The organism is uncultured Thermosynechococcus sp., assembly GCF_938074695.1.
Taxonomy (GTDB): domain Bacteria; phylum Cyanobacteriota; class Cyanobacteriia; order Thermosynechococcales; family Thermosynechococcaceae; genus Thermosynechococcus.
In genome coordinates, this window is record NZ_CALJEM010000026.1 from 15,266 (window position 1) to 27,658 (window position 12,393).

The following is a 12,393-nucleotide window of genomic DNA, read 5'->3' on the forward strand; positions in this document are numbered from 1 at the left end:
CATTTAACCGACTTGCGGACCCTGAGGCAAGGATCCGATAGAGAGGCTACTCCTAAGGCCGTCGGAGCTATGCAGACGGAGCACTTCCCTTGGAAGGATTTTGCGCAAGTAACACCGGCCATAGCCCCCAAAGGGCAAAGAAAAGGAACAGAAGGCCATAGCGATGGGATAGGAAACGGAAGTCTAGCTGCTGGTTAAGAATACTCATCAGAAGCACACCACACACCATTGGCAGAGTCTGAACCGCTGCACAGCAGATCATGAAAGAACGTAGTAAATTTGCCGTAGGCACCTTGACTAAGTGAAGTGATAGGAAAAGAGATACAAGTAATGTCAAGAGAATAATTCCAGTGCTGACAAATGGCAGGGAAGCATTCAGCTCATTTAATTTATTACCAGCAAAAAAAGGCGGAAATGAATTGGGCAAAACAAGATAAAATGGCATTACAATAGATATAAATGTCAGTACAGAAACAGATAAGTAAGTCAGAGTGACTGCTAGTCTTCGGCCACTAGCGCGCCAGAAAAGAATGAATATCAATGGTAGTAGTGTTAGAAAATTACTGCGCGAAGCTAGGGCAATTCCTGTAAAAAGACTCGTGCTAATTTTTGCAGAAAGTGACGCAGAGGGTAAAGCTTTCATTTGTAGAAAAATTGCTGTTAAAACATAGATACTATTTGCAATCAAATCGCCACCTGAAATATACTCGTACTGAAATGCCGGTGATAAAACCGACAAGAATATGAGCATTATAATAGCTGATACATAACTTTCTAAGTATATGGTTGTCAAAACAATAAATACCCCTAGCCAAAATAGATTTTGATAGGCGCTGTTACCCAGTAAGATAAATGGTGAAGCGATTAGTATAGCTCCGGGTAGAGGTGTTATCTTTCCACCTAAGTGAGTGTTTGCAAAATAGGGGTATCGTCCTTGCATCAACTCCCCAAAAGCAATATTCAATGCTTCATCGCGATCGCTACCAATTCCAAGAAGACCTTCGTTTTCTATCGGATAGAGAATCCAAAAGCAAGCAATCCCAAAACCAATCACACAGATAAGAATAGCAAAGTAAAACTTAGAAACAAAAGAGAAAATTTGAGATCTGAGTTTGAGAAGGGACACCAAGGTCACTGTATAATAGTGAGATAACTCAAAATACCAATTAAGCCAAAATATTTTTGCACCAATGCTGTGGAGGGAAGAGAAAAAAGGAATACAAAAGAGACGCAAGCAATTGCCAAGGATACTTTGGAGTCATTGTTACTCATGGCATTAAACTGAAATACAGCTCCGTGTCTAAAATGACACAAAAGGAGGATCACTCGATTGATCTATTAGGTCGCTTTCCGCTAAGGTTTTGGGAAGTCCTTTGTCAGCTTTGCCCTATGTCTCTCAAACGGTTGGTGCTTGCTGCCCTCAGTGTGGTAGTGGCTGCCCTGATTACGGTGTCGTTGGTTGGGAGTTACCTCGAACCCCAAACCCAAGGGCAAATTAACCTCTTACAAACCAATTTGTCGCTACAAGCCCACGAATGGCAGGAGTTAGGGGATGTGGCCACCCGCGATCGCCTGATAGGGAATGTGCAAAGCGCCATTGAAGCCTACGAACAGGTACTGGCCACTCCCACGCCCCAAAACCAACGGCTGCGTCTTGAATTAGGACTCCTCTATGCCGATGCCGGCCAGCGCGATCGCGCCTTTGACACCTGGCAACACCTGATCAACGAGGCGCAAGGGGCAACCCACAGTACCGCGGAGGTGCTGATGGGGTTATGGGCAGATCCGCCCCAATTGCTGCCCGATGCTGAAACATTGATTAAAAATGCTCTTCAGGGCTGGTTTCGCGATCGCGCCCTTAAACGCCTGTATGAACTGCAACAGCGACCCGATGCCCTTACTGCCTTGACCACCGCAGTCCAAAACCGCGCCCAAGCCGCCTTCTATCGCCTTGTCCTCATTGGTACCACCCCTCTCCTAGGCAGTTTAATTGGCATTGTTCTTTGGATTGTCTGGATCTATCAGCATCTGCGGCGCCGCCCACAGGAGCAGCCGCTACCTCCACTCACGGCAGTGCCTTGGGGTTGGGAAACCCTTTGGGCAGGCATGGTGATCTGGTTTGCCCTCTTTTTTGCCATTAGTTTAGTGCTCATGCCCTTGGTGCGCTCCTTCATCGGTATGGCGTTGCCGCTGCGCTCTGCCATGGCACAAACCCTCTATGCCTTGCTGACTTACGCCCTGATGACCTTGGCCGGATTGAGCTGGCTCTGGTACTTTCTGCGTTCCTTTGGTAAGCGCCCTTCGGATTGGTTACGCTGGCAGGGGGGAGTAGGGGGTGCCCTGCGTTGGGGTGTTAGTGGCTATCTGGCTGCCCTGCCGCTTGTGCTCTTGAGTTCATTGATTAGTCAAGCACTGCTGAAAAACCAAGGGGGCGGCAATCCGCTGCTAGAGATCATTTTGCAAAGCCGCGATTACACCACGTTTGCCCTGCTCTACGTCATGGTGGCAGTGATGGCTCCCTTCTTTGAGGAGATTCTCTTTCGGGGGTTCTTCTTTCGTTCGGTGCAATCCTATCTGCCCTTGGGAATGGCCATGGGTTTAACGGGGCTGCTGTTTGCGATCGCCCATCTCAACCTAGCCGACCTGTTGCCCCTGACGGTTCTGGGGACAGTGCTGAGTTACATCTACTGGCGATCGCAAAACCTCGGTGCCGCCATGGTGCTCCACAGCCTCTGGAACAGTGGCTCCTTTTTGGGCTTGCTCCTATTGAGCGGGGGGACGGAAGCGGGGTTCTAACTGCTGCACCAACCACTGACGCGGCACCAGCCGACTGGCAAAGGCAAGGAAGCGATTGGCAGGCTGACCGGGAATGATCGTGGCCACATCGGTTGGCAAAGCGGCAAGGGTTTCGGCAACTACCTGTGCGGGGGTATCCTGCTGGGCAATGAGGGCCGGATTGCGGAGCATATCGGCGCGCTCAAAGAATTGCGTAGCCGTAGGCCCAGGGCAGACGGCCAGGACACGAATTCCTAGGGGTTTAACCTCTGCCCAGAGCGCTTCGCTAAAGTGGCGCACAAAGGCTTTGCTGGCGGCATAGACGGCAAGATAGGGCAGCGGCTGAAAAGCGGCAATGGAGCTAACGTTAATGATCGTGCCCTGGCGCCGCGGGCGCATTTCTTGGAGCACCAGATGGGTGAGTTCTACCAGTGCCGTGATGTTCACTTGGAGCATGTCGGTTAATTGCTGGCGATCGCGCTCCCCAAAAGCCCCATAGTCCCCAAAACCGGCGTTGTTAATCAGCATATCTACGCTTAGCCCCAAGGCTTGAATCTGCCCATAGAGCTGGACAGCAGCACCGGGTTCACTTAAGTCTTGGGGGATACACACGACCGGTACCTGTTGGCTAAGGCGAGCCTTGAGCGCCTCTAGGGCGTCGAGGGAACGACCCGTAAGGATGAGATGATGCTGGCGATCGGCCAACGCTTGGGCAAAGGCTTGCCCCAATCCCCCCGTTGCCCCCGTGATCAGTGCAGTGGTCATAAAATTGTTACGAAAAGTAAAGATCGCTATCTTAAAAGTAATACATACTCGATTAGGGAAGAGGCAGCATGACCTCCACGCTCTCAGCCACCGCAGCTTTTCCCACCGCAGAGTGGATGTGGCGCGGCCATCGCATCTGCTACAGCGTCAATGGCAGTGGTGCTCCCGTCGTTTTGGTGCACGGCTTTGGCGCCTCGATTGGTCACTGGCGCAAAAATATCCCTGCCCTTACCGCCGCCGGTTACCGTGTCTATGCCCTTGATTTGCTGGGATTTGGTGCTTCGGCAAAGCCGGATTTAACCTACAGCTTGGATTTGTGGGCAGAACTCCTGGCAGACTTTTGGCAAGCCCATATTGGTGAACCCGTAGTTTGGGTGGGCAACTCCATTGGCGGTCTGCTGTGCCTGATGATGGCCGCTCGCTATGGCCACACCTGTCGCGCTGTGAGTGTCCTCAACTGTGCCGGGGGACTGAACCACCGTCCCAATGAATTGAATTGGGCGCAGAGCCTCTTTACGGCCATTTTTCGCACCTTGGTGGCCTCTCCCGTCATCGGCCATTTGATTTTTCATCAGATTCGACAACCCGAGCGCATTCGTCAAACCCTGACGCAGGTCTATGCCAATCCCGAGGCCATTACCGATGAATTGGTAGAACTGCTGCATCGCCCGGCTATGGATGCCGGCGCCAAGGAAGTGTTTGCCCGCGTGATTTCAGCCCCGCCCGGACCAAAAATTGTGGATTTGCTTCCAGAAATCCAAGTGCCGATTCTCGTGCTCTGGGGGGAGGTGGATCCCTGGACACCGATTTCAGGGGCAAAGCACTTTGAAGCCCATCAAGATCGGCTACCAATTCGCATTGAACGGTTACCGAATACAGGTCACTGTCCCCACGACGATCGCCCGGAGTTGGTGAACCCAATTTTAATTGAATGGTTGCAGCAGTTGGCGCAAGCTTAACTCAAGAGGCAAGCAAGGAGATCGAGACTTTCGGGCAAGTGGGGCAATAAAATGCGATCGCCCACCATGGCGGCACACAGCAGCATCAGGTAGAGAATCGAGAACTTAAAGAGATTACGTGCCTGTTCTTTGTCCTCTGGAGTCTGGGTTAACTGCCATGCGCGGTAAATAAACCAACTGCCTAGGGCGATCGCCACCCCACCATAGATCCAACCCACCACACCACAGGGGTAAACCAACAACAGGCTGGTGGGTACCAGCGCCAAGGTGTAGCGGAAAATTTGCTGTGCCGTCACGCGATCGCCATCCACCACTGGCAGCATCGGCACTCCCACGCGGGCATAGTCCTCTTGAATCAGCATTGCCAACGGCCAAAAATGGGGCGGCGTCCAGATAAAGATAATGGCAAACAGCACCCAAGCTGCCCAACTCAGTTCTCCTGTGACTGCTGCCCAGCCCACCAGAGGGGGAATCGCCCCGGCAGCACCGCCAATAACGATATTTTGCGGCGACAAGCGCTTCAGCCAGTGGGTATAAACCCCCACATAAACCGCAATTCCCACCATGGCAAGGCAGGCACTTAGAAGATTGGCAAACACCGCCAAAAGACTAAAGGCCGTTGTTGCCAAGAGCACTGCCAGAAACCCGGCTTCCCAAGGAGTAACTCGACCTGCCGGCAAAGGGCGATGGCGCGTCCGCTCCATGATGGCATCAATGTCGCGGTCATAGAGACAGTTAATCGTATTCGCTGCTGCCGCCGCACAGGCACCACTGACAAGGGTAATCAGGAGCAGTTGGGGAGCCACCCGACCTTGGCTTGCAACTTCCATGGCCGCCGCAGTCGTAATCAAAAAGAGGAGAATTAACCGAGGTTTGGTGAGTTGGACATAGTCCAGTAATTTTGTTGAAAGATCTCCCGTTGAGGAGGAAAGTCTGGCTAGGAATGTCATGGGAGCCTCAAGATTTCAAAACCTATGCTTCAGGGAAGCGGGTTGGCGATCGCAAGGCCTGCTGTAAGCAATCGCGCCACGCCAATGCGGAAATGGCAACCAGCAACCCCAAGAGGGTGGCGCCAATCACTTGATGGGCAACGGTGAGTGCTGGGACTTGTAGCTTCAGTTGTAAAGTGCTCCACCCCAGAGCCACTTGCAGACCCACCAGCGGCAGGAGCAAGAAACTCAATTGCCGCAACAGGGGAGCCAAAGCTGGGCTGCGCCACGCCACAATCACAACGCTGAGGACGCTCAGGGTGGCCGGGACAACGCCTATTAGATGGCTATTGAGCACTCCACACAGGCGATCGCCATAGAGGCACTGATGTACTGCCCACTGCGACGACACCAAGCCGCCCAACAAGCTTTGGCCATAGACACATATAGCGGCGATCTGTACGACAATCCGCAACCAACGGGCGCTACCCGTGCCACTAAAGGGAGCCAAGCCAACGGTGATTGCCGTTAAAAGACAAAAGAAGAGCAAGCCTGTACCAAGGTGAGCGGTGACAATTTCAAAGCGCAGCAACTCAGTCACCGTGAGTCCGCCGAGAATCCCCTGCACAATCACAAGGCACAGTGCCGCCCCAGCAGCGTAGGGTACCCAAGGAGACAACGCTTGTCGCCAAGCCACGCTTAATCCTGCAAAGGCGATCGCCAGCAGGCCTAAACTCGTGGCCAGCAGACGGTGAAACCACTCTAGAAAGATCTGCAGATCCATTTGCGGCACCAGCGTGCCAAAGCAGAGGGGCCAATCGGGACAGGCTAAACCGGCATCCATTACCCGTGTGGCACTGCCCACCGCCATCAAAAAGAGGGTAAAGACCGTCATCAGCAGAACGAGGCGAAAAATCCACTGGCGACGGACACTGGGATCACTGCCTAGGGTCAAGGGTGGAACATCAAAAGGACCCAGCACAGATGTTTCCTCGACAGCAACAACTCCTTCATGGTAAAGAAGCTAAAGGGGGGATCACGGCCAGGGTGAAAATCTATAGCTTTTCTTTAAGTTTTCGCTAGAGTATAAACTTTTCTTGCAATTTTTTGCTGAGGTGGGCTATCTAAAACGATGGCTCGCTGGCACTGGGTTGGCTGCGCAAAAAGTGGAGAAAATCCAAGAGTTCTTCATCGGTGAGTTGCTGGCGCGATCGCTTACCATAGCGTTCGAGTAAACAGGCACGGCCTTGGGCTTCTGTCCATCCCAAGCGTTTCATTTCCGCGGTGGTTTGGGCAATTTCATCCGCCAGATCCACAGGCTCGCGCTTGGTGGGCGGCTTCTCGCTCGCTGACTTACTACGGCGGGGGCTGGGAGGGGTGGTGGGTTCTAGGAGCAGCTCGGTATTGCTGGCCTCTGACCAAGGGGCCGCCTCTAGGGCTGCAGGGGGGCGGGGAATCAGTTCTGCTTCCGTTTGCACAGGCAGGTGAATTCCCAAAAGTTGCAGGGCGCGCTGGCGGGCGCTATCTTCCGCCTGTTCTAGGGTCGGGGCAGCGGCCATCCCCGTAGCTAGAACGGTGTCCCCCACTAAGAGGGTCGTTTTGACAATGAAGAGACCGTCATGAATTTGCAATAAATCGCTAACAATGCTGCCGGTGGGATAGCGGCGATAGAATTCGTTCATGGGGGGCCGCAACAAAACGACGCATCGAGTTAATCTTATCCTATCCTTGCTGGTGGGCTGGCCTAGAGCAGATTCAGCACTGCCCGGTGAACCGCCGCCGACCGCAGGTAGGGTTGATAGTCGGGCAGGGGGGCTGAAAATGTCTGCTGCCATTGCTGAACCAAGGCAGTGGGGTCAGGGGGTAATGCCTCCAGTTCAACGCCGGCCATACCCGTATCGGCCATTAAGTAACTCACCTTGGGATCGTAGCTGAGGGCAAAGCAGCGACAGCCAACACTGGCCGCCATAATCAAGGCATGCAGGCGCATGGCGATCGCCCCTGCCGTTGTCGCCAGGAGTCCCTTCATCTCGCGGGGATCTTCACAGGACACGAGTTGCGTCTGCTCAGGAACCAATGCCCCATAGAGATCCTCAGCCAAGGGCAAATCCTGTTGAGGTTGAAAGGGCAACAGCAAAAGCGGCACACCTGTTTCTTGCTGCCACTGACGCAAGGCCATTTTCAACAACTGCCAGCGATCGCCCGTCAGGTGCCGATGGGGACGCAAGCAAACTGCAATCGCCCTCTTTTCCTGAGGGGGCGCAACAGGACGCGCCGACAGCAGCCACACGGGATCAGCTCCCTGTTGATGGGGAATCCCCCACTGCCGCAGGAGGGCGGCTGATCCGGAATCCCGCACCGTGACGGCCAGACAGCGGCGGAGAACTGCCCGTGTCCACCCCCGATAGACTGGCGATCGCAGCGGTCCAATCCCCTGTGCCCAAGCAATCGTGCGACAGCCAAACCGCTGTGCAAGGGTCATTAAGCCCAAGTAGTAGAGGGGACTCCGCCAACTGGTTACATCCTGAATGAGGCTGCCGCCGCCCCAAATAAAGGCTTGGCTCTGTTGGAGGGTGCGCAGTACCTTGCGCCACCGGCGGCGATCGCAGGTGGCAACGCCATAGCGGGCTGCCGTGGCTGCCGCATTGCCGCTGAGAACCACGGGCGAAACGTGGGGCGGCAACTGTTCCAAGAGCGTCGCCAAGAGGGCTTCATCCCCGGCATTGCCATAGCCGTAGTAGCCACAGAGAAAGACTTGAGTCATCCCACAGGCTCCACCAGCGGCACCGCTTGTAGAATCTGTTGCAGCACGTTGATCAAGGCGCGGGTGGGCTGAATGGCGGGCACCCAAGAAATGGAGTGATGGGGATACCTAACTTGCAGCCTTGCCACTTGCTGGTGCACTTGGTTGACGGTTTTCCCGCCAAAGAGAAAGTAGCCATAAATTTTGCTACTGGTGTGGCCTTCAGCTATCCGCGCCTCAATGGCCTGATCTAAACTTGTTGCTTGCGTCAGCAGTGCTGGCAGCACCCCACAGGTCTGACACAGCGCCTCAAACCAAGGGAGAACCTCAGGCCGACGACTGCCGTGGCCAAGGAGAATGTGGGCGGATTCATGGGCGATCGCCAATTGTAACCACGCCTGAAAGAGGGGCTGTCCCCCCAAAAAAGGAAGCAATTCGATGGGAAGCACAGCGTTGGCTGCTGCGATCGCCGGCGGCAGATCCACCACCACATGGTTGCCCGGCAACAAAAAGAGGGGCAGGATCACCAGTCGCTCCGCCCCCTGACACTGTGCCTGCTGACTAAACTGGCGAATCTGCTCAGGCAGCGGTGCCCCTTCTAGGGTGCCCCATCCCACCTTACCTAGGCCGGCCAATTGCTGGCAGAGAAATGCCAGTGCCTGCTGCGGCACCGGGTCAGGACTGCCGTGGCTAATGAGGAAGTAGGCCGTCATGCCGAAGCAAAGAAGCGCGATCGCCAGTTCTCGCCCAAGAGTTCCTGCTGCGGGACTAAGACTTGCTCGCCGGAGGCCAACCACTTCACCTGTACGGTGCGCTCCGTAGCTTCACTCTCGCCAATGACCAGACACACCGTGGCACCGACGCGATCGGCACGTTTCACCTGCTTAGCAAAGGCGCTGCCGCTAAGATCCACTTCTACGGTGTACCCTTGACGGCGCAACTGCTGGGCTAAAATCAGCCCCTGCCGTTCGGCGGCTTCGCCGCGCGTCACCATATAGAAATAGGGTTCCGCCCGTGGCGGTAAGGGGCGCTCCCGCAGGAGTAAAATCAACCGTTCTAGTCCCATGGCCCAGCCAATGGCAGGGGTGGCAGGTCCCCCTAACTCCTCCACCAGGTGATCGTAGCGACCCCCCCCACAGACCGTTCCCTCATTGCCCAAGCTTAAGTCCTGAAATTCAAAGGCAGTGTGGGTATAGTAATCCAGACCCCGCACCAGGGCAGGGTTAATCTGGTAGCGAATGCCGAGATCTTGCAGAAGGGATTGCACCTGCTCAAAATGGTGGCGGGATTGCGGACTGAGATAGTCCAATAGACGAGGGGCTTCCTTGACAATGGCTTGGGTGCGCGGGTCTTTGCTATCGAGAATGCGCAGCGGGTTGCGGTGCAGCCGGTCTTGGGAATCGGGGTCTAAGTCGGCTGTGTAGGGCGTGAGGTAATCCACGAGGGCTTGGCGGTACGCCCTGCGATCTTCGCGATCGCCCACAGAGTTGAGCATGAGGGTTAACTCTTTTAGTCCCAAAGCCTGCAGGATCTCTAGGGCCACGGCAATCACCTCCGCATCGGCGCGGGGATCAGCACTCCCGAGCACTTCTACCCCCAACTGGTGAAACTGGCGATAGCGACCTGCTTGGGGGCGCTCATAGCGAAACATCGGGCCTAGGTACCACAGGCGTTGCACGCCCCCTTGGCTATGGAGGCCATGCTCGATATAGGCGCGAACCACCCCTGCTGTGCCTTCGGGGCGCAGGGTTAACGACCGCTGAGCGCGATCGCTAAAGGTGTACATTTCCTTGCTGACAATATCGGTGGCTTCCCCAATCCCCCGCTCAAAAAGAGACGTGTACTCAAAAATGGGGGTGCAAATTTCGCGGTAGGCGGCGCGATCCAGAATCTGGCGAGCAGTGGTTTCCAAGTACTGCCAATAGACCCGCTCGGCGGGCAAAATGTCGCGCGTTCCTCGGGGTGCTTGCAAACCCATGGGGCAGGAGTGAGCAAATGAAACAGACGTATTATACCTGCCTAGCTCCCCAGTAACTTCTCCACTCGCTCCAGAATCTCGCGCATGTGCCTTAATTCCTCTAAAATCTCCCTCAGGAGGTCGGTGGTGGGATTGGGGGGAATGGTTTTCAATTCCACATGGAGCGTGGTAATGCCCATGACATCGCGGGCAAAGCGCGCCACTTCGTTGGGGTGAAACAGCAGCGGTTCGCGGCGAGTTTTGCGATGCTCTGGGTTGAGGCGTTGGGGATCAAAGGGGGGATTGAGGGTGTCTTTACTGGTATTAACGTAGCGGTAGATGGAGGCACGGGAGCGGCGGAGAATTTGCTGTACCTGATCAATGGTCATTAGCTCATCCTCCTCCCCCCAGTGGGCAGAATACTGCATTGAGCATGACCAAAGGGTAATGGGGCTATCAAATTTACTCTAGATAACGCAGAAATGACTCTGTTAAGTTTTCATTGTTACTTCTTCTGAGTCTAGGGTAGTGGAAGAGGGGCGATGTTGCTGCGCCAACAAACCACTCGCAAAAGAGAGTGCCACAGTGGAGCGATCGCCCCCCGCCAAATCCGCAAGAGCTTGGATACGTGCCTCATCGGTTAAGTAGTGTACAGCGATTGTCGTTGTTGAGGTGGTTGAATCAATATCCTTGTGCACCAGATAGTGGTGATCAGCTGCTGCTGCAATTAAGGATTGATGGGTAACGCACAACACTTGATGGGTTTGACCCAAGCGGCATAAGCTCTCGGCAATTGCCGCCGCCACTCGTCCAGAGACGCCCGCATCAATTTCATCAAAAATCAATGTCTTTGGTGTTTGTTGGGTCGTCAGACAGGTCTCCAGCGCCAGTAAAAAGCGACTCATTTCACCGCCAGAGGCAATCTCCCCAAGGGGTTGCAGGGGCTGGCCGGGGTTGGCGCTCCAGAGAAAGGTAATCTCGTCGGCACCGGCGCTAGTCACCTCCGTGGGTGTGAGCTGAACCGCAAACCGGGCTTGGGGAAGGCCAAGGGGTTTGAGGTGCACTAATAGGTCTTGCTGTAGCTGCTCGGCTGCCTGTTGCCGCAGCTGGCGGAGTTGGGCGCTGGCTGCTTCAAGGGCCTGTCGCAGTTGGGTAACTTCTGCTTCTAAAGACTCTTGGCTTGTGGATTCTTGACTCAGGGCTGCTAATTCTGCTTGGCTGCGATCGCGATAGGCAATGACACTGGCCAAATCAGGGCCATACTTGCGGCACAACCGTTGAAGTTGGTGAATCCGCTGACCTAGGGCTTCCAGGGTGGCCGGATCGGCGTCAAGGCGATCAGCATAGCTGCGCAGTTGGCGGGCGGCTTCCGTCGTGTGGGCGATCGCCCCCTCCAACAATTCGCCAATGGGCTGAAGCTCTGCATCCCAGTCGGCAATCGCTTGCAATGCCCCTTGGGCTTGCGCTAGCAGGGTCACCACACTGGGTTCCCCTTCGTAGAGAAGGTGATAGGCCCGCTGACTTTGAGCTTGCAGTTCCTGCACATGGCTGAGGCGTTGATAGTCCTGTTGCAACTGGGTCAGTTCCTCAGGATCGTTTAGAGCAGCAGGCAGCAGTTCTTGGAGTTGAAGGCGCAGCAAGTCCAGGCGTTGGAGGCGCTGCTGTTCTTGAGCAGCAAAGTCTTGCCATTCTCGCTGCCGCGCCTGCCAAGCACGATAGGCTGCTGCCACCCGCTGCCGCTGAGCTATTAAGGCCTCGCCACCATAGCGATCGAGCCAATCCCGCTGTTGGGCAGCACTGGCCAGTTGCACCGCCTGTCCCTGGGCAGTAAGGCGCACAAGGTGTTGCCGCAGTTCCTGAAGTTGTTGGCGATTCACCAGCACACCGTTGACTCGACTGCGACTGCGAAAGGTCTCTCCCCTAAGGCTAAACTCGCGGGTGCAGATTAATTCATCGCCTTCAGCATCAATTTCTAGGATGGACAGCCACTCTCTGACCGGGGGGGTAATGGTGAAAATGGCCTCAATACAGCCCTGCTCTGTCCCCGATCGCAACTGCCGTGCCGAGAGCTTGCCCCCCAGAAGGGCATCAATCGCATCAAGGAGAATAGACTTGCCTGTCCCTGTTTCCCCTGTGAGGACATTCAAGCCCCGCTGAAAGGTCACCTCTAGCTCTGCAATGAGGGCAAAATTCTGAATCCGCAGCGTTTGTAGCATTGTGGCTCCACGAGAGCAACAGTTCTAGGGCAATCCTTGGGAAAAGAGC

General features: G+C 55.0%; 12 protein-coding genes. 2 read left to right on the plus strand and 10 right to left on the minus strand.

Translation table 11 applies throughout. The annotated features are described in order from the left end of the window. Window positions 1-67 precede the first annotated feature (67 nt). Window positions 68-1,126: a hypothetical protein gene (locus tag Q0683_RS04370; protein ID WP_298976464.1), complete on the minus strand. Its 1,059-nt coding sequence runs from the start codon at window positions 1,124-1,126 to the stop codon at window positions 68-70. 263 nt (window positions 1,127-1,389) lie between these two features. Between Q0683_RS04370 and Q0683_RS04375 the strand changes: the two genes are divergently transcribed. Next, window positions 1,390-2,796 (plus strand): type II CAAX endopeptidase family protein, encoded by a 1,407-nt coding sequence (locus tag Q0683_RS04375; protein ID WP_298976466.1) that lies wholly within the window; start codon window positions 1,390-1,392, stop codon window positions 2,794-2,796. Here Q0683_RS04375 and Q0683_RS04380 read toward each other — a convergent pair. Then, the gene (locus Q0683_RS04380; RefSeq protein WP_298976468.1) at window positions 2,764-3,540 is read right to left on the minus strand and encodes an SDR family oxidoreductase; all 777 of its coding nucleotides are present in this window, start codon (window positions 3,538-3,540) and stop codon (window positions 2,764-2,766) included. The two genes, Q0683_RS04375 and Q0683_RS04380, sit on opposite strands and share 33 nt — an antisense overlap. 68 nt (window positions 3,541-3,608) lie before the next feature. Here Q0683_RS04380 and Q0683_RS04385 point away from each other — a divergent pair, with 68 nt between their 5' ends. After that, window positions 3,609-4,499: an alpha/beta fold hydrolase gene (locus Q0683_RS04385; RefSeq protein WP_298615590.1), complete on the plus strand. Its 891-nt coding sequence runs from the start codon at window positions 3,609-3,611 to the stop codon at window positions 4,497-4,499. Here the strand turns inward: Q0683_RS04385 and Q0683_RS04390 are convergent. From Q0683_RS04390 to recN, 8 genes are all read right to left on the minus strand, one after another. Then, window positions 4,496-5,449 carry a heme o synthase gene (locus Q0683_RS04390; protein ID WP_298615593.1) on the minus strand — a complete coding sequence of 318 codons (954 nt, stop codon included), beginning with the start codon at window positions 5,447-5,449 and terminating at the stop codon, window positions 4,496-4,498. The genes Q0683_RS04385 and Q0683_RS04390 overlap by 4 nt on opposite strands. A gap of 22 nt (window positions 5,450-5,471) precedes the next feature. Then, window positions 5,472-6,410: a heme A synthase gene (locus Q0683_RS04395; RefSeq protein ID WP_298615596.1), complete on the minus strand. Its 939-nt coding sequence runs from the start codon at window positions 6,408-6,410 to the stop codon at window positions 5,472-5,474. A 142-nt stretch (window positions 6,411-6,552) separates the two neighbouring features. After that, entirely contained in the window at window positions 6,553-7,110 is a 558-nt protein-coding gene (locus tag Q0683_RS04400) for a hypothetical protein (protein WP_298615598.1), read from the minus strand. A 62-nt stretch (window positions 7,111-7,172) separates the two neighbouring features. Continuing rightward, window positions 7,173-8,192, minus strand: a complete 1,020-nt coding sequence (csaB, locus tag Q0683_RS04405) for a polysaccharide pyruvyl transferase CsaB (protein WP_298615601.1) — start codon at window positions 8,190-8,192, stop codon at window positions 7,173-7,175. Beyond that, a complete protein-coding gene (locus Q0683_RS04410) occupies window positions 8,189-8,884 on the minus strand; it encodes a sirohydrochlorin chelatase (RefSeq protein WP_298616978.1) in 696 nt (231 codons plus the stop codon). Before Q0683_RS04410 ends, csaB begins: the two co-directional genes overlap by 4 nt. Beyond that, entirely contained in the window at window positions 8,881-10,149 is a 1,269-nt protein-coding gene (gene hisS / locus Q0683_RS04415) for a histidine--tRNA ligase (RefSeq protein WP_298976472.1), read from the minus strand. The genes Q0683_RS04410 and hisS overlap by 4 nt, the downstream gene beginning before the upstream one ends. 41 nt (window positions 10,150-10,190) lie before the next feature. Then, complete coding sequence (locus Q0683_RS04420) at window positions 10,191-10,517, minus strand: resolvase (protein ID WP_298976474.1); 327 nt, start codon at window positions 10,515-10,517, stop codon at window positions 10,191-10,193. 102 nt (window positions 10,518-10,619) lie between these two features. Beyond that, on the minus strand, window positions 10,620-12,344 hold the full coding sequence (gene recN / locus Q0683_RS04425) for a DNA repair protein RecN (protein WP_298611609.1): 1,725 nt from the start codon (window positions 12,342-12,344) through the stop codon (window positions 10,620-10,622). Window positions 12,345-12,393: the final 49 nt, after the last annotated feature.